The sequence below is a fragment of the Massilia phyllostachyos genome, from assembly GCF_021044825.1.
Lineage (GTDB): Bacteria > Pseudomonadota > Gammaproteobacteria > Burkholderiales > Burkholderiaceae_D > Telluria > Telluria phyllostachyos.
The window spans coordinates 292,671-310,286 of sequence record NZ_JAJNOC010000001.1; the positions used below are offsets into that span (position 1 = coordinate 292,671).

Annotated in this window: 17 protein-coding genes; 13 read left to right on the forward strand and 4 right to left on the reverse strand. The window is 67.1% G+C overall.

Features of this window, described 5'->3' with window-relative positions; translation table 11 throughout:
* Positions 1–27: 27 nt before the first annotated feature.
* Positions 28–1,617 (forward strand): M48 family metalloprotease, encoded by a 1,590-nt coding sequence (locus tag LQ564_RS01220; protein WP_231056271.1) that lies wholly within the window; start codon positions 28–30, stop codon positions 1,615–1,617.
* 208 nt (positions 1,618–1,825) lie between these two features.
* Here LQ564_RS01220 and LQ564_RS01225 read toward each other — a convergent pair whose 3' ends face one another.
* The 3 genes from LQ564_RS01225 to LQ564_RS01235 are packed head-to-tail and all read right to left on the reverse strand — an operon-like array spanning position 1,826 to position 3,618.
* Positions 1,826–2,413, reverse strand: a complete 588-nt coding sequence (locus LQ564_RS01225) for a DUF2946 family protein (protein WP_231056272.1) — start codon at positions 2,411–2,413, stop codon at positions 1,826–1,828.
* 4 nt (positions 2,414–2,417) lie between these two features.
* Positions 2,418–3,413, reverse strand: a complete 996-nt coding sequence (locus tag LQ564_RS01230; RefSeq protein WP_231056273.1) for a YheT family hydrolase — start codon at positions 3,411–3,413, stop codon at positions 2,418–2,420.
* 10 nt (positions 3,414–3,423) lie between these two features.
* Positions 3,424–3,618, reverse strand: a complete 195-nt coding sequence (locus tag LQ564_RS01235) for a zinc-finger domain-containing protein (protein ID WP_159700734.1) — start codon at positions 3,616–3,618, stop codon at positions 3,424–3,426.
* A gap of 241 nt (positions 3,619–3,859) precedes the next feature.
* Here LQ564_RS01235 and LQ564_RS01240 point away from each other — a divergent pair, with 241 nt between their 5' ends.
* The 12 genes from LQ564_RS01240 (at position 3,860) to LQ564_RS01295 (ending at position 16,621) form a co-directional block, all read left to right on the forward strand.
* Positions 3,860–4,618 (forward strand): AzlC family ABC transporter permease, encoded by a 759-nt coding sequence (locus LQ564_RS01240; RefSeq protein ID WP_231056274.1) that lies wholly within the window; start codon positions 3,860–3,862, stop codon positions 4,616–4,618.
* Positions 4,611–4,955 carry an AzlD domain-containing protein gene (locus LQ564_RS01245; RefSeq protein ID WP_231056275.1) on the forward strand — a complete coding sequence of 115 codons (345 nt, stop codon included), beginning with the start codon at positions 4,611–4,613 and terminating at the stop codon, positions 4,953–4,955. Before LQ564_RS01240 ends, LQ564_RS01245 begins: the two co-directional genes overlap by 8 nt.
* Before the next feature lie 42 nt (positions 4,956–4,997).
* Positions 4,998–6,209: a phosphoglycerate kinase gene (locus tag LQ564_RS01250; protein WP_231056276.1), complete on the forward strand. Its 1,212-nt coding sequence runs from the start codon at positions 4,998–5,000 to the stop codon at positions 6,207–6,209.
* A gap of 76 nt (positions 6,210–6,285) precedes the next feature.
* Positions 6,286–7,746: a pyruvate kinase gene (gene pyk, locus LQ564_RS01255; protein ID WP_231057339.1), complete on the forward strand. Its 1,461-nt coding sequence runs from the start codon at positions 6,286–6,288 to the stop codon at positions 7,744–7,746.
* 17 nt (positions 7,747–7,763) lie between these two features.
* Positions 7,764–8,828, forward strand: coding sequence for a class II fructose-bisphosphate aldolase (gene fba, locus LQ564_RS01260; protein WP_231056277.1), 1,065 nt, complete (start codon positions 7,764–7,766; stop codon positions 8,826–8,828).
* A gap of 377 nt (positions 8,829–9,205) precedes the next feature.
* On the forward strand, positions 9,206–10,102 hold the full coding sequence (locus LQ564_RS01265; protein WP_231056278.1) for a phosphoribosylaminoimidazolesuccinocarboxamide synthase: 897 nt from the start codon (positions 9,206–9,208) through the stop codon (positions 10,100–10,102).
* A gap of 4 nt (positions 10,103–10,106) precedes the next feature.
* Positions 10,107–10,604 carry a 5-(carboxyamino)imidazole ribonucleotide mutase gene (gene purE, locus LQ564_RS01270; protein WP_231056279.1) on the forward strand — a complete coding sequence of 166 codons (498 nt, stop codon included), beginning with the start codon at positions 10,107–10,109 and terminating at the stop codon, positions 10,602–10,604.
* 3 nt (positions 10,605–10,607) lie between these two features.
* Positions 10,608–11,801, forward strand: a complete 1,194-nt coding sequence (locus LQ564_RS01275) for a 5-(carboxyamino)imidazole ribonucleotide synthase (protein WP_231056280.1) — start codon at positions 10,608–10,610, stop codon at positions 11,799–11,801.
* Positions 11,801–12,826: an L-threonylcarbamoyladenylate synthase gene (locus LQ564_RS01280; protein WP_231057340.1), complete on the forward strand. Its 1,026-nt coding sequence runs from the start codon at positions 11,801–11,803 to the stop codon at positions 12,824–12,826. The genes LQ564_RS01275 and LQ564_RS01280 overlap by 1 nt, the downstream gene beginning before the upstream one ends.
* Positions 12,827–13,069: 243 nt before the next feature.
* Complete coding sequence (locus LQ564_RS01285; RefSeq protein ID WP_231056281.1) at positions 13,070–14,440, forward strand: SGNH/GDSL hydrolase family protein; 1,371 nt, start codon at positions 13,070–13,072, stop codon at positions 14,438–14,440.
* A gap of 55 nt (positions 14,441–14,495) precedes the next feature.
* A complete protein-coding gene (locus LQ564_RS01290; RefSeq protein ID WP_231056282.1) occupies positions 14,496–15,167 on the forward strand; it encodes an OmpW/AlkL family protein in 672 nt (223 codons plus the stop codon).
* A gap of 242 nt (positions 15,168–15,409) precedes the next feature.
* Entirely contained in the window at positions 15,410–16,621 is a 1,212-nt protein-coding gene (locus LQ564_RS01295) for an MFS transporter (protein ID WP_231056283.1), read from the forward strand.
* Position 16,622: 1 nt separating this feature from the next.
* Here the strand turns inward: LQ564_RS01295 and LQ564_RS01300 are convergent, their stop codons facing one another.
* Positions 16,623–17,552 (reverse strand): LysR family transcriptional regulator, encoded by a 930-nt coding sequence (locus LQ564_RS01300; protein WP_231056284.1) that lies wholly within the window; start codon positions 17,550–17,552, stop codon positions 16,623–16,625.
* Positions 17,553–17,616: the final 64 nt, after the last annotated feature.

Genomic DNA, 17,616 nt, shown 5'->3' on the forward strand with positions numbered 1-17,616 from the left:
GGCCGCGGATGGGGTTATCATAGCATTGTGAAATCCGCTCCCAGCCCAGCATCGGCGCGCCGCTGGCGCCCAGCGCTCACTGCCGTGGCCCTGTGCACGACGGCCGCGTTCGCCTTCGCCGCTCCCGCCGAGCCCCTGCAAAAGCTCGACTCCACCCGCCTGCCGACGCTCGGTGACACCGCGCGCGCGGACCTGTCGCCCGTGCTCGAGCGTAAGCTCGGCGAGATGATCATGCGCGACATCCGGCGCGATCGCGATTATCTCGACGACGCGCCCATCATCGAGTACCTGAACAACTTCGGCGGCGCCCTGGTCGCGGCGGTGCCCGGCGCGCGCGGCGAGACCAATGCCGATTTCTCCTTCTTCGCGGTGCGCGACGTGAACCTGAACGCGTTCGCGCTGCCCGGCGGCTTCATCGCCGCCCACACGGGCCTGATCGTGGCGGCGCAGACCGAATCCGAGCTGGCCGGCGTGATGTCGCACGAGATCGGCCACGTCACCCAGCGCCACATCGCGCGCAGCCTGGGGCAGCAGAAGCAGGATGCGCTGCTGCCGCTGGCGGCGATGATCCTGGCCGCGCTGGCCGCCAAGTCGAGTCCCGACGCCGCGATGGGCGTGCTGATGGGCGGCCAGGGCATGGCGGTCCAGCGCCAGCTGAACTTCGGCCGCGACGCCGAGCGCGAGGCGGACCGGGTCGGCATCCAGATCATGGCCGCGGGCGGCTACGACACCACCGGCATGGTCGGCTTCTTCAAGCGCCTGCAGACCGCGACCCGCCTGACCGGCGACATCCCCGCCCACCTGGCCCACCTGAGCAGCCACCCGCTGACGGCCGAGCGCATCACCGACATGCAGGCGCGCATCCGCGAGATCCCGAAGAAGCCGCGGGTCGACAACGTCGACTTCCAGCTGATCCGCGCGCGGGCCCGCGTGCTGCAGGACGAAAGCGTCAGCGGCCGCCGCGACACCCGGATCGCGCTCGAGGCCCAGCTCAAGGAACAGCACCGCCACCTGCAGGCCGGCGCGCAGTACGGCCTGGCCGTGATGGCGCTGCGCCAAGGGAACGCGAACGAGGCCCAGGGCTGGCTCGACAAGGCGCGCGCCACCATGACGCCGAAGGAAGGGGTGTTTTCAGGCGAATCGCATGGGGGCGACGGCGCGACGCTGTTCACCGGCCTGCAGATCGACATCAAGCTGGCGCCGGGCCAGCCGCCGGCGTTCGCGGAACAGGCGGTGCAGCTGGCGGATGCGGCGCGCCAGCGCTATCCGCTCTCGCGCGCGCTGGCGCACCAGTACGGCGAAGCGCTGATCGCCGCCGGCAAGTTCGACGAGGCGACCCGCTACCTGCGCGAACAGACCATGCAGTATCGCGAAGAAGCGAAGCTGCACGACATGCTGGCCAAGGCCTATTCGAAGCAGGGCAAGATCGGGCTGCAGCACATGTCGCTGGCGGAGTCGTACGTCGTGGCCGGCGCGCTGCCGGCGGCGGTGGCCCAGCTCGAGCTGGCGCGCAAGGCGAACGATGTGTCGTTCTATGATCAGGCGGTGATCGATGCGCGCGAGCGGGAACTGAAGGAAAGGCAGAAGGCGGAGAAGGACGAGTTCAAGGACTTGTAGTTGGTCCGGACCACGAATGGTGGGTGCTCCGGCTGCGTGTTCAACCTCGGACGTCGCCTTGATTCATCATCGGTTTGAACGCGTGGGCGGGGGACCGCCCACCCTACGAGGGTGTGAAAAATTCGTCTATGGCTGCGTTGCCTCGTCTCGCCGTACGAGTGTACTGTCTTCGACTCGGCGCCTTGCCATAGCCGTTTTTTCACACCCTCTACATTCCGGGTTGCTGCACGTAGCCGAAACGGCGGGGCAGGGCCTCCGCGGCGAGGCGTTCGACGCGCAGGCGCTGCTCCCCGACCACCAGCGTCAACGCTTCCGCGTCGTCTTCCAGCCACGCGACGATCGCCTCGTCCGACGCCGGCTTCCCATCGATTTCCATGCGCGCCAGCACCTGCGCCACGTCGCGGTCATCGAGCTGCGCCACGCATTCTCCCGCCTGCAGCACCACGGCGCCGGCTTCGGTCATGAACGCGGCGTCGAGCGCCGGCATGGGCTGCCCGGTCTGCAGCACGAAGCCCTGGCTCGGGTCGGTGCGGGCGATGAAGGGCGTCGCCTCGAGGTTCACGTAGACCCGCTGCGGCCCGTTCTGGAAGTACCAGTTGCCCTTGCCGTCGTGGGCGTAGTTACGGTTGATGAAGCCGACCAGCGTCTGGTTCGTGAGCTTGTCGCCCGGTGCATCGGCCCGCTGCGCCGCTTCGTCGCGCATGCGCCAGTTGCCGCGCGCATCGAGCGCCAGCCAGCCGTAGCAGTGCGGCACGTTCGGCCACTTGGCCATTGCCTGTTTTACGATGTCGTCCATAGCCTCAAGCTTCGCATGGTTCGGCCGCGCCGGTCGCGCGGCTGGGGGAATGGGCGCTGTCGAAGAAGTCCAGGATGCGGCGCGGCAGCCAGTCGATCCGTCCGGGGAAGGGGCCGGCGGGGAAGCCGACGTGGCCGCCTTCCTCGGGGTACTCCAGCGTCACCGCCCTGGATGCCGATTGCGGCAGGTGGCGGCCCGGCAGGAAGGGGTCGTTTTGCGCATTCAGCACCAGGGTCGGCACGGTGATCGCGTCCAGCACGTGGCGGGCGCTGGCGCGGTGCCAGTAGTCGTCGGTGTCCTTGTAGCCGTGCAGCGGCGCGGTCACGACGTTGTCGAAGGCGTACAGGTCGCGCGCCCGCAGCAGGGCGGCGCGGTCGAACAGGCCGGGGTAGCGTTCCAGCTTGGCCAGGCATTTCGGTTTCAGGGTCTGCAGGAACATGCGGGTGTACAGCATGTTCAGGCCGGAGCCCAGCGCTGCGCCGCCGCGCGCCAGGTCGAGCGGGGCCGAGATGGCGCAGGCCGCCGCGACGAAACCGGCGCCGTGGCCGGATTCGCCCAGCCAGCGCAGCAGCGCATTGCCGCCCAGGGACACGCCGGCCAGGAACAGCGGGCCGCGCATTGCTGCCGAGCTGCGCGCCTGCAGCTTGCGCACGATCCAGTCGACCTCCTGCGCGTCGCCGGAGTGATAGAAGCGCGGGGCCAGGTTGGCTTCGCCGGAACAGCCGCGGAAATGCGGCACCGCGCCCGACCAGCCGCGCGCGTGCAGCGCCGCCATCAGGCTGCGTGCGTAATGGCTGTCGGACGAGCCTTCCAGTCCATGGAACAGCACCACCAGCGGCTGGCCCGGCTGGCCGTCGACGAAATCGACGTCGATGAAATCGTCGTCCATGGTCGGCCAGCGCTCGCGCCGATAGGCGACCGCAGGCTTGGCGACGCAGGTCGCCGGATAGATGGTCTGGAGGTGGCCGCCGGGCAGCCAGGCGGGCGCCCGGTACTGCATGGGAGATGGATCAGTGGTGCTTCAGCTCGACGCCGGGCGCCAGGCGGTACTGGGTGCCGCAGTAGGGGCACTTGGCGTCGCCGTGGTGATCGAAGTCGAGGAAGACGCGCGGGTGCGAGGACCACAGCGGCATTGCCGGATTCGGGCAGTGCGCCGGCAGGTCTTTGGCCTCGAGTTCCACCACGGGCATCGTGTTTTGGGTCATCTGGTTCTCCGTCAAGCGTAATGTAAGCAAAGGCACGATTCTACCGGATTCACCTGCATGCCGAAATGATCGGTAGAATAACGAACTGACCACAATCCAGCCCGGGCGCGCGATATGTCTTCCAGCAGAGTCGGGGCGCCGCCCGCAGCACACCCGCCGCACACTTTGACATGCGTTTCATGCTAGATCGTTTCAAGCCCGCCGCCGCAGCTGCCCCCGACGGCCGTTGCAGGAAAGCCACATGAGCGGCGCCGTGCCGCCAGGCCAGCCCCTCCCTGACACCGACACGGTCGAAGCCCAAGACCCCGAAGCCTGGCGCGAAGGCTTCAAGACCGGCTTGCCGACCCTGTTCGGCATCGGCGCCTGGGGCCTGGTGGTCGGCATCGCCATGGTCAAGACCGGCCTCACGGCCTGGCAGGCGACCGGCATGACCCTGCTGGTCTTCGCCGGTTCCGCCCAGCTCGCTTCACTGCCGCTGATCGCGGCCGCCGCGCCGATCTGGGTGATCTTCGCCACCGCCCTGGTCGTCAACCTGCGCTTCGTCATTTTCTCCGCCCTGCTGGGGCCGCACTTCGCCCATCTGCCCTGGAAGCAGCGCTTCCTGCTCGGCTATATCTCGGGCGACCTGACCGTGGCCCTGTTCCTGCAGCGCTATCCGACGGTCGAGCGGGTGGCGGGCAAGCTGTCCTACCTGAAGGGCCTGATGTATCCGAACTGGTTTGCCTGGCAGGCCGGTTCCCTGGTCGGCATTTTCCTGGGCAGCACCATCCCGACCGAATGGGGCTTGGGCTTCGCCGGCACCCTGGCGATCCTGTGCATCATGGTCCCCTTGGTCATCAACCACGCCGCCCTGTGCGGGGTGCTGGTCGCCGGCGCCGTCTCGGTGCTGGCCTATGGGTTGCCGTACAAGCTCGGCCTGCTGCTAGCGGTCGTGGTCGGCATGGTGACCGCCATGCTGATCGAAGAGAACCTGCTGAAGAAAAAGGTGAGCCATGGCTGATTGGGAAATCTGGGCCACCATCGGCGTCCTCTGCGTGGCCACCGCCGCCACCCGCAGTTCGTTCTGGCTGATCGGCCACCGCGTCACCATCCCGCCGCGCGTGCAGGAGATGCTGCGCTATGCGCCGGCCTGCGCGCTGGCGGCGATCATCGGGCCGGATCTGCTGATTGATCCGCAGGCCCAGATCCAACTCACTATTGCGAACCCAAAGCTGATTGCGGGCGTCGCCGCTTTCGCGTTTTACCTGTGGCGGCGCAGCATGCTGATGACGATTGTGTTCGGCATGTTGGTCTTCACTCTGTTGCGTGTCTCGCACGTTTTTGGACAGGTCGGCTAATGTACAATGACGTTTTTTCACTATTTCACTGTTGACTAGCCAATGGACGACGTTCTCAGTTTCACCCGCCTGCAAGACCTGATCGACCGTGACGCGCTGAAAAACAAGCGCGTGTTCATCCGCGCCGACCTGAACGTGCCGCAGGATGACGCTGGCAATATCACCGAAGACACCCGCATCCGCGCCTCCGTGCCGGCGATCCAGGCTGCCCTCAAAGCCGGCGCCGCCGTGATGGTCACCTCGCACCTGGGCCGTCCTACCGAGGGCGAGTTCAAGCCGGAAGACAGCCTGGCGCCGGTCGCCGCGCGCCTGTCCGAGCTGCTCGGCCAACCGGTCGAACTGAAGCAGGACTGGGTCGACGGCGTGGATGTCGAGCCGGGCCAGGTCGTGCTGCTGGAAAACTGCCGCGTCAACAAGGGTGAAAAGAAGAATTCGGACGAGCTGGCCGAGAAGATGGCGAAGCTGTGCGACGTCTACGTCAACGACGCCTTCGGCACCGCCCACCGCGCGGAAGCCACCACCCACGGCATCGCGAAATACGCGCCGGTGGCCGTGGCCGGCCCGCTGCTGGCGGCCGAACTCGACGCCCTCGGCAAGGCCCTCGGCAAGCCGAACCGTCCGCTGCTGGCCATCGTGGCCGGCTCGAAAGTGTCGACCAAGCTGTCGATCCTGCAGAGCCTGGCGGGCAAGGTCGACAAGCTGATCGTCGGCGGCGGCATTGCCAACACCTTCATGAAGGCCGTCGGCCTGAACATCGGCAAGTCGCTGCACGAAGCCGACCTGCTGGGCGAAGCGAAGCAGATCATCGACATGATGGCCGCGCGCGGCGCGCAAGTGCCGATTCCGGTGGACGTGGTCTGCGCCAAGGAATTCAGCCCGAGCGCAGCCGCGACGGTGAAAGACGTGGCGGACGTGCAGGACGACGACATGATCCTCGACATCGGCCCGAAGACCGCCGCCCAGCTGGCCGAGCAGGTCGCCAAGGCCGGCACCATCGTCTGGAACGGTCCGGTCGGCGTGTTCGAGTTCGACCAGTTTGCCGAGGGCACCAAGACCCTGGCCATGGCCATCGCGAATTCCCAGGGCTTCTCGATCGCCGGCGGCGGCGACACCCTGGCCGCGATCGCCAAGTACGATATCGGCGACCGCATCGGTTACATCTCGACCGGCGGCGGCGCCTTCCTCGAATTCCTGGAGGGGAAAACCCTGCCGGCAGTCGAGATCCTGCTCCAGCGTAACGCCACACAGAAGTGAACACAGCGCAGCTTTCGACAGCTGCGCTTCTCTTTTCAGAATCAAGGATTCCCATAACATGCAAGCTGCGCGCCCCCTGTACAACGCCACCAAGATCGTCGCCACCATCGGCCCTGCGTCGACCGACTTCGATATCCTCGTGAAAATGATCCGTGCCGGCGTCGACGTCGTGCGCCTGAACTTCTCGCACGGCAAGGCGCAGGACCACATCGACCGCGCCGCCCTGGTGCGCCGCGCGGCGGCCGAATGCGGCGTCGAGGTGGCGATCATGGCCGACATGCAGGGTCCGAAGATCCGCGTCGGCAAGTTTGAAGAGGGCAAGATCTTCCTGAACAATGGCGACAAGTTCATCCTGGATGCGCGCTGGGGCGACAACGGCGAGCTGGGCAACCAGGAACGCGTCGGCCTCGACTACAAGGCGCTGCCGCGCGACGTCAAGCCGGGCGACAAGCTGCTGCTGAACGACGGCCTGATCGTGCTGGTCGTCGACAAGGTCGTGGGCCAGGAAATCTGCACCACGGTCAAGGTCGGCGGCGAGCTGTCGAACAACAAGGGCATCAACCGCCAGGGCGGCGGCCTGACCGCGCCGGCCCTGACCTCGAAGGACATGGAAGACATCAAGACCGCGATGAGCTTCCAGGCCGACTACCTGGCCATTTCCTTCCCGAAGAACGCCACCGACATGGAAATGGCGCGCCAGCTGGCCAACATCGCCGGTGAAGCCTACGGCCACAAGCCGATGATGATCGCCAAGATCGAGCGCGCCGAAGCGATTCCGGTGCTGCAGGAAATCCTGGACGCCTCCGACGGCATCATGGTCGCGCGTGGCGACCTGGCGGTCGAAGTCGGCAATGCCGCCGTGCCGGCCCTGCAGAAGCGCATGATCCAGATGGCCCGTGCTTCCAACAAACTCGCAATCACCGCGACCCAGATGATGGAGTCGATGATCGTCAACGCCGTGCCGACCCGCGCCGAAGTGTCGGACGTCGCGAACGCCGTGCTGGACGGCACCGACGCCGTGATGACCTCGGCCGAAACCGCATCGGGCAAGTACCCGGTCGAAACCGTCGAAATGATGGCCGCCATCTGCCTCGAGGCGGAACAATCCGAATACAACAAGCGTGACGCAGATTTCCTGAATGTCCAGTTCACCCGCATCGACCAGTCGATCGCCAACGCCACCCTGTTCACCGCGCACCACCTGCGCGTGAAAGCGATCGTGGCGCTGACCGAATCGGGCTCGACCGCACTGTGGATGAGCCGCCACTCGATCGATACGCCGATCTTCGCCCTGACCCCGCTCCAGACGACGCAGCGCAAGGCGTCGCTGTACCGGAACGTGCGAGCATTCCACCTTCTGCAGGAAGGGGGCAGCCACGCCGTGCTGCGCAAGGCCGAAGAAGTCCTCATCAAGGAGGGCATGGTGCGCAAGGGCGACCTGATCGTCGTGACCTGGGGTTCCCCGATGGGCCAGGCCGGCGGCACCAATGCACTCAAGATCGTGCGCGTGGGCGAGCTGGACGAAATAGTTTCTTAATTGTTTGGAGAACCACCATGGCACTCGTATCGATGCGTCAATTGCTGGACCACGCCGCGGAACACGGCTACGGCCTGCCGGCATTTAACGTCAACAACCTGGAGCAGGTGCAGGCCATCATGGCCGCCGCCGACGCCACCTGCAGCCCGGTCATCATGCAAGCCTCGGCCGGCGCCCGCAAGTACGCCGGCGAAGCCTTCCTGCGCCACCTGATCGACGCCGCCGTCGAAGCCTACCCGCACATCCCGGTCGTCATGCACCAGGACCACGGCCAGTCGCCGGCGGTCTGCATGGCCGCGATCCGCTCCGGCTTCACCTCGGTGATGATGGACGGCTCGCTGGAAGCCGACGGCAAGAGCGTGGCTTCGTATGAGTACAACGTCGAGGTGTCGAAGGAAGTCGTGAAGTTCGCGCACTCGATCGGCGTGACGGTCGAAGCCGAACTGGGCGTGCTCGGTTCGCTGGAAACCATGAAGGGCGACAAGGAAGACGGCCACGGCGCGGACCGCACCATGACCCGCGAAGAGCTGCTGACCGACGTGGCGCAGGCCGCCGATTTCGTGGCCAAGACCCAGTGCGACGCGCTGGCGATCGCGATCGGCACCTCGCACGGCGCGTACAAGTTCACCCGCAAGCCGACCGGTGACATCCTGGCCATCGACCGCATCAAGGAAATCCACCAGCGCATTCCGAACACCCACCTGGTGATGCACGGCTCGTCGTCGGTGCCGCAGGAACTGCTGGCGATCATCCGCGAATTCGGCGGCGACATGAAGGAGACCTACGGCGTGCCGGTCGAAGAGATCCAGGAAGGCATCAAGCACGGTGTCCGCAAGATCAACATCGACACCGACATCCGCCTGGCCATGACGGCTGCGATCCGCAAGTACATGTTCCAGAACCCGTCGAAGTTCGACCCGCGCGACTACCTGAAGCCGGCGCGTGAAGCAGCGACCGAGGTGTGCAAGGCGCGTTACCTGTCGTTCGGTTGCGAAGGCATGGCGGCGAAGATCAAGCCACTGCCGCTGGACAAGATGGCCGAGCGATACAAGGCGGGTGAGCTGGCGCAGATCGTGCAGTAACTGAAGCAAGAGAAGCTGGCTGCGCAGCAGGAATCGCGCAGCCACCTTTTATCCGCCACCCTCAAACAACGTCGTCCCGGCGCAGGCCGGGACCCAATTTCCCCAGCAAACCACTACGCTTGATTGCACCACAATGCGAGCAAACTTGGGGGAGCAATGCCAGTGGCATTGTTCCCGCCTTCGCCGGAACGACGTGCAAGTGCGGCTGGTGAACGCGACGTGAACTGGTCTTCATACCAAATTGGGTTCCCGCCTTCGCGGGAACGACGTGGTGGTGAGCAAATTGACGTAAAATTACGCACTTGGCCCAGGCCACCCCCAGACCTGACCCACTCGACCGGCCTGAAACCGGTCCCGTTTCCCTGATCAATCCCTCTATGAACAGCCTCTACAAATCCACCATCAAGTCCCTGCCACTGCTCGGTCACGGCAAGGTGCGCGACAATTACGCTGTCGGCGACGACAAGATCCTGATCGTTACCACCGACCGCCTGTCGGCCTTCGACGTGGTCATGAACGAGCCGATTCCCGGCAAGGGCATGGTGCTGAACCAGATGAGCGACTTCTGGTTCGAGAAGCTCGGCCACATCGTGCCGAACCACCTGACCGGCGTGGCGCCGGAGTCCGTGGTGGCGCCAGATGAAGTGGAGCAGGTGCGCGGCCGCTCCGTCGTGGCCAAGCGCCTCAAGCCGATCATGGTCGAAGCCGTCGTGCGCGGCTACATCATCGGGTCGGGCTGGAAGGATTACCAGGCGAGCGGCGCGATCTGCGGCATTCAGCTGCCGGAAGGCCTGCGCCAGGCCGACAAGCTGCCGCAGCCGCTGTTCACTCCGGCCGCCAAGGCCGACCTCGGCGAACACGACGAGAACATCTCGTTCGAAGAGATGGAAAACCGCATCGGCAAGGAACTGGCCGCCAAGATGCGCGACGTCAGCATCCAGCTCTACACCGCCGCCGCCGAATACGCGGCGACCAAGGGCATCATCATCGCCGACACCAAGTTCGAGTTCGGCCTGGACGACGATGGCGTCATGCACCTGATGGACGAAGTCCTGACCGCCGATTCCTCGCGCTTCTGGCCGGCGGATTCGTACGCGCCGGGCATGTCGCCGCCATCGTTCGACAAACAGTTCGTGCGCGACTACCTGGAAACCCTGACCGACTGGGGCAAGACCGCCCCGGCCCCGGCGCTGCCGGCGGACGTGATCGAGAAAACCCAGGCCAAGTATTTCGAAGCCATCGAACGCCTGACCGGCGAGAAGCTGAAGGCGTAACAGGATGACCGAGCAAGCAAAACCAGTCGTGGGTGTCATCATGGGTTCCTCGTCCGACTGGGACGTGATGAAGAACGCCGTGGACGTGCTCAAGCACTTCGGCGTGCCGTTCGAGGCGCAGGTGATTTCCGCGCACCGCATGCCGGACGAGATGTTCACCTACGCCGAGACCGCGCGCAGCCGCGGCCTGCGCGCCATCATCGCCGGGGCCGGGGGCGCCGCCCACCTGCCGGGCATGGTGGCCGCGAAGACCATCGTGCCGGTGCTGGGCGTGCCGGTGCCATCGAAGTACCTGCGCGGCGAGGATTCGCTGCTGTCGATCGTGCAGATGCCGAAGGGCGTGCCGGTGTCGACCTTCGCCATCGGCGAAGCCGGCGCCGCGAATGCGGCCCTGACGGCGGTGGCCATCCTGGCCGCGACCGACGACGCGCTCGCGGAACAGCTGCTGGCCTTCCGTGCCGAGCAGACCGCGGCCGCCCAGGCCATGACCCTTCCCGTTTGACGCATGAGTAATTCGTTTCTCCCAACCGCGCTCGGTAAGGGCGCGTCCGCCGTCCTCGGCGTGATGGGCGGCGGCCAGCTGGGCCGCATGTTCGCGCACGCCGCCCAGGCCATGGGCTACCAGGTGGCGGTGCTCGAACCGAGCAAGGTCAGCCCGGCAGGGCAGGTCGCCGAGCGCCTGATCTCGAAGGCCTACACCGATCCCGACGGCCTGGCCGAACTGGCGCGGCAATGCGTCGCGGTGACCACCGAATTCGAGAACGTCCCCGCCGACAGCATGGCCTGGCTGGGCGAGCGCACCTTCGTGGCGCCGAGCGCATCGTGCGTGTCGATCGCCCAGGACCGCATCGCGGAGAAGCGCTTCTTCGTCGACTGCGCGCCGGCATCAAGCGTGATGCCGGCGCCGCACAAGACCATCGCTTCGCATGCCGACATCGACGCCATCGGCGACGATCTGCTGCCGGGCATCCTCAAGACCGTGCGCATGGGATACGACGGCAAGGGCCAGGTGCGCGTGCGTTCGCGCGAGGACGTGCGCGCCGCCTTCGATGCGATGGACGGCGTGACCTGCCTGCTCGAAAAAATGCTGCCGCTGGCCTACGAAGTCTCGGTGCTGACCGCGCGCGGCGCCGATGGCGCGTCGGTGGTCTACCCGATCGCCGAGAACGTGCACCGCGACGGCATCCTGTTCACGACCACCGTGCCGGGCCCGAACGTGTCCGACGCCTGCGCGAAGCAGGCCCAGGATGCGGCGCGCGCCATCGTCGCCCAGCTGGGCTACGTCGGCGTGCTGTGCATCGAGTTCTTCGTGCTGGAAAACGGCACGCTGGTGGTCAACGAGATGGCGCCGCGTCCGCACAACAGCGGCCATTACACGATCGATGCCTGCGTGACGAGCCAGTTCGCGCAGCAGGTGCGCGCGATGGCGCGCCTGCCGCTGGGCGACGTGCGCCAGCATTCTCCCGCCGTCATGCTGAACATCCTCGGCGACGTCTGGTTCGAGGGCGACTCCGACACCCCGCGCGAACCGGCCTGGGACCGCGTGCTGGCGCTGCCGGGCGCGAACCTGCACCTGTACGGCAAGGACGATCCGCGCCGCGCACGCAAGATGGGCCACGTCACCTTCGTCGCGCCGACCTTGGCGGAAGCACAGGCCAGCCTGCGCGCAGCCTGCGACATCCTGGGGATCCCAGCGTGATGGAGGGGCTGGACCAGGCGGCCATCGACGCCGCCGCGCGCGCACTGGAAAGCGGCCAGCTGGTCGCCTTCCCGACCGAGACCGTCTACGGCCTCGGCGCCGACGCCGAGAACCCGCAGGCCGTGGCGGCCATCTACGCCGCCAAGGGCCGCCCGCAGGACCACCCGGTGATCGTGCACCTGGCGCCAGATGCGCCGCTCGACTACTGGGCCGCCGGGATCCCGGCCGAAGCCCATGCGCTGGCCGATGCCTTCTGGCCCGGCCCGCTGACCATGATCCTGAAACGCGCCGCGAACATCCCGGACGCCGTCAGCGGCGGCCAGGACACGGTCGGCCTGCGCTGCCCCTCGCACCCGGTCGCGATCGCGCTGCTGCGCGCCTTCAAGGGAGGCCGTGGCGGCGTCGCGGCGCCCTCGGCCAACAAGTTCGGCGCCGTCAGCCCGACCCTGGCCCAGCACGTGCGCGACGAGTTCGGCGCGGACGGCTCGGTCGCCATGGTGCTCGACGGCGGCGCCTCGCAAGTCGGCATCGAATCGACCATCGTCGACCTGTCGCGCCTGGCCACCCACGGCCCGGTGCTGCTGCGTCCCGGCCACATCAGCGCCGAGGCGATCGCCGCGGTGATCGACCAGCTCCCGAACGCGCCTGACGCTGCCGCCCCGCGCGCCTCCGGCACCCTCGAATCGCACTACGCGCCGCACACGCCGGTGGCGATGCAGGACAGCGCCCAGCTGCGCCAGACCGTGGCCGGGCTGGCGGCAAAGGGCCGAAAGGTCGCGCTGATCCACTACACCGACCTGCCGCCGACCCACGCCGCCCAGCGCCTGCCGGCCACCCCCGACGGCTTCGCCCACGCCCTCTACGCGGCGCTGCGCGCGATGGACGGGCAGGGCGCCGACGTGATCCTGGTCGAGGCGCCGCCGCAGGGTGGCGACTGGCTCGGCGTCAACGACCGCCTGCGCCGCGCCGCCCACGGCTCGACCGGCATCGTCCACGGCCTGCTCAACGGCCAGGTCGACGCCTGAGCCGATATTGCAGGAAGCCCGTCTTTACGGGCTTCCTGCGGTGTTTCCTTACAAATTCATGCTACTGCCGCGCTCGCGAGCAGCGCTATAATCCCTTCCCCCGAGGCATTGCTTGCTTGTCAGCCAAAACTGACGCCCCAGCAACTGTTTCGCTATACAAGCAACATGAACACTGGCATATTAATGAGATACGAATAGCACGGCCGTTCGTTTCAGAATAAATCGACTCTTTTAGGAGACACAATGCGTCATACCAAACTCGCGCTCGCCGTTCTGACGGCGGCCGTGCTGACTGCGTGCGGCGGTAGCAGCCCGGCAGGCGGCGACCAAACGCAAAAGCTTACCTTCACCCAGCAGGTGTCCTTCGGCGACAGCCTGTCCGACGTCGGCACCTACGCGGTCGGCGCGGTCAAGACCCTTGGTGGCGGCAAGTTCACCATCAACGGTGACGGCACCGCGAAGAATCCTGAACTGAACGGCAAGATCTGGGTCGAATTCATGGCCGCCGAGCTGAAGCTGCCGGCCCCGTGCCCGGCCCAGACCGGCCTGCTCGGCAATGCCGCCCAGGGCTTCTCGGTCCCGGTGGTGCAGAACCTGAACTGCTTCAACTACGCCCAGGGCGGCTCGCGCGTGACCAACCCGATCGGTCCGGGCAATCCGTTCACCGGCTCGCCGATCGGCGAAACCACCGTGCCGCTGGTGACCCAGGTCGCCAACCACCTGGCCCGCACCGGCAACAAGTTCAGCGGCACCGAACTGGTGACCCTGCTGTCGGGCGGTAACGACGTCCTGATGCAGCTGAACGCACTGCAGACCGGCGCCACCGCCGCCGGCAGCGCCGCCGGCGCCCAGACCTTCGCCACCTCGCTGACCGCCCAGCTGGCCGCCGGCGCGACCAACCCGCAGACCGCCGCCCAGGCGATCGGCGCGGCCATCCAGGCCGAGAGCGCACGCGCAGGCAGCACCACCCAGACCATCGTCGCCGCCGCCGTCGGCGCCGCCGCGCGCCAGCCGGGCAATGCCGCCGTGGCGCAAGCCAGCGTGTACACCCCGATGGTCGCCAAGGCGCAAACGGATGCGACCGCCGCCGGCGCCAAGGCCGGCGCCGACTACGCCACCGCCAACGGTCCGAAGCTGGTCCAGGAACTGGCCCTGGCGGGCTCGCAGATGGCGACCGTCGTGAAGAACGAAGTCCTGGCCAAGGGCGCGAAGTACGTGATCGTGGCCAACCTGCCGGACGTGGCCAGCACGCCGGCCTCGAAGACCAAGTCGGCCGACATCCAGACCCTGACCGCCGCCATGGTCAACGCCTTCAACACCGCGCTGAAGAACGGCCTCGGCGCCGATGATCCGCGCGTCCTGTACGTCGACCTGTACAGCGTCAGCAACGATCAGGTGAAGAACCCGGCGCCGTACGGCCTGACCAACACCACGACCCCGGCCTGCGGCCCGAACCCGCTGGGCACCACCTCGCTGGTCTGCACCAACGCCAACACCATCGCGGGCGACGTCAGCCACTACATGTTCGCCGACGAGATCCATCCGACCCCGTTCGAGAACAACCTGATCGCCCGCTACGTCCTGAAGGACATGGCGATCAAGGGCTGGCTGTAAGCGCGCCACAGGCCCGCCCGGGGAGGGCGGGCCTCCATGACAATCAGGAGAAAAAATGAAAGCAATCGTCAAAGTCCTGGCCATGGCCGCAGCGCTGGCATGCGCCTCGACCGCTTCGGCCCAGTCGGCCGGCCAGTTCACCGCCAAGTTCGGCCTCAACCAGCTGACCCCGAAGGTCGAAAGCGGCGACATCAGCGCCCCGGCCCTGCCGGGCACCAAGGCCGACGTCGGCAGCGACATCCAGCCGGTGCTGATCTTCGCCTACGGCATCACCGACAACATCTCGCTCGAAGCGGCGCTGGGCACCCCGTACAAGCACAAGATCTACGGCGCCGGCGCGATCCAGGGCACCGGTGAGCTGGGCACGGTCGAGGCGCTGCCGCCGACCCTGTTCGCCCAGTACCGCTTTGGCGCCCCGACCGCGGCCTTCCGTCCCTTCGTCGGCATCGGCGCGACCTATGCCTACTTCATGAAGGAACGCGGCTCGGCCAGGATGACCGCGATCACCAACCCGGGCAGCGGCGTGCCGACCACCTTCAGCATCGACAACAAGTTCACCTACACCGCGCAAGCCGGCGTGGCCGTGAACTTCAACGAGAAGTGGTTCGCCGACGTGACCGTCAACAAGAGCCGCCTGCGCACCGACGTGCACTTCTCGACCGGCCAGACCCAGCACATGAAGCTGGATCCGGTGGCGGTGGTGCTGGCTGTGGGCTACAAGTTCTGAGAAGCGTTTCGCTTCCCCAAAAGGCCCGCCGTGTGCGGGCCTTTTTCGTAGGGTGGGCGGTCCTCCGCCCACGCGTTCAACGCACGGTCGAAAGCCACGGAGCGGGCCCGGATACGTGATTTGAACGCGTGGGCGGAACCTGCCCACCCTACGATTTTCGAAAGCAGTCTTGCGCGGCGCGCTGTGAATGGATGGGTGCGAGAGACCTACAATTCTCCCAACCCACCCGCAAAGGAAATGATATGAACCATTCCACCGCCCCCGACATCTCACCCGGCATGGTGCGCCTGCTGGCCATCTCCGCCGGCGTCATCGTCGCCAACCTCTATTATTCGCAAACCCTGGTTGGCCCGATCAGCGCCGCCACCGGCCTGTCGCCCGAAGCCGCCGGCCTGATCGTGACGCTGACCCAGATCGGCTACGCCATCGGCCTGCTGTTCATCGTGCCGCTCGGCGACCTGCTGGAGAACCGCCGGCTGGTGTTCGCAGCCTTGCTGGCCACCAGCGTCGCCCTGGCCCTGGCGGCCTTCAGCAGCAGCGCCTGGATGTTCCTGGCCGCCTCGCTCGGCATCGGCCTCGGCTCGGTGGCGGCGCAGGTGCTGGTGCCGTTCGCCGCCCACCTGTCGCGCGAAGAGACGCGCGGCTACAACGTGGGCAAGGTGGTCAGCGGTCTGCTGCTGGGGATCATGGTGGCGCGTCCCGCCGCCAGCCTGATCGCCGACCATGGCGGCTGGCACCTGGTGTTCGGCGGCGCCTCGGTCGCGATCCTGGTGCTGGCCTTCGTCCTGCGCCGCAAGCTGCCCGAGCGCGTGCCGGCGCACCAGCTGGGCTACGGCCGCCTGATCGGCTCCCTGTGGACGCTGTTCGCGACCACCCCGGTGCTGCGCCGCCGCGCCGCCTACCAGGCCGGCCTGTTCGGTTCGTTCAGCCTGTTCTGGACCGTGACGCCGCTGGTGCTGTCGGGCCCGCAGTTCCACCTGTCGCAGACCGGGATCGCGATTTTCGCCCTGGTCGGCATGGCCGGCGCGATCGCCTCGCCGGTGGCGGGACGGCTGGCGGACCAGGGCCACACCCTGATGGCCACCGCGATCGCGCTGGCGCTGGCCGTGATCGGCTTCGCGCTGCCCCTGATCGAGCCGGCTTCGCGCGGGCTCGGCATCGGCATCCTGGTCGTCGCCTCGATCGTGCTGGACATGGCAGTGGCGGCCAACCTGGTGCTCGGCCAGCGCGCCATCTTCACGCTCGGCGCGGAAGTGCGCAGCCGCCTGAACGGCATCTACTTCGCGCTGATCTTCAGCGGCGGCGCACTGGGTTCGGCGCTGGGCGCCTGGGTCTACGCCCACCACGGCTGGCACGGCGCCCTGCTGGCTGGCATGGCTTTCCCGGCGCTGGCCCTGGTCTACTGGTTCACCGAGCTGGCCGGCCGCCCGGCGCTCTCCGGCAAGCCAGTCTGAATCAGGCGTCCGGGATGCCGGCGCGGCCCAGGTGCTCCGCCAGCAGCTCGACGAAGGCGCGGATCTTTTGCGATCCGCGCCGGTTTTCCTGGTAGACGGCGTGCATCGCGACGTCCATCGGCCCCGGATTCACTTCGTACTCCTCCATCACCCGCACCAGCCGGCCGGCGCGCAGGTCGGCGTGCACCAGCCAGTGGGCCAGCATCGCCACGCCGAGTCCCGCGACGGCGGCCTGGCGCAGCACGTCGGCGTTGTCGGCCTGGACCACGCCGCGGATCGGGATCTCTTCGACGACCGCATCGATGCCGTCGCGCTTGCGCAGGCGCCAGCTGCGGCGGTTGTCGGTAAAGCTGAACTGCAGGCAGTCGTGATCGGCCAGGTCCGCCGGCAGGCACGGCGCGCCGTGGCGTTTGAGGTAAGTGGGGCTGGCGCACAGCACGCGCTGGTGCGCGGCGAGGCGGCGCGCCACCAGCCGCGCTTCCGGATCGATGCCGCCCATGCGGATGGCGACGTCGATCGATTCGTCGGCCAGGTTCACCACCTCGTTGCTCAGGCGCAGATCCAGCACCAGGCGCGGATGGCGCACCCGCAGGTCCGGCAGCATCGGCGCGATGTACAGCGAAGCGAAGGTGGGCGGCGCGGCCACGCGCAGCACGCCCTTGACCTCGTCCCCATGCTCGCTCACGGCATCGTCGGCGGCCTCCAGCTGGTCCAGGATGCGCAGCGCGTCGTCCAGGTAGCCGAGGCCCGCTTCGGTCAGCGTGACGCTGCGGGTCGAGCGGTTCAGCAGGGCCACGCCCAGGCGCGCTTCGAGCGCGTCGATCACGCGCGTGACCGAGGAAGTGGCGAGGCCGAGCTGGCGCGCGGCGCTGGAAAAGCCGCCGCTGGCGGCGACGGTGCAGAAGGTCTTGAGTTCGGCGAAGCGGTCCATGGAATCCTTGCGCGATGCGACCGGGTCATCATTTCACACGGCGCGCAGCGTGACAAGTCGGTCT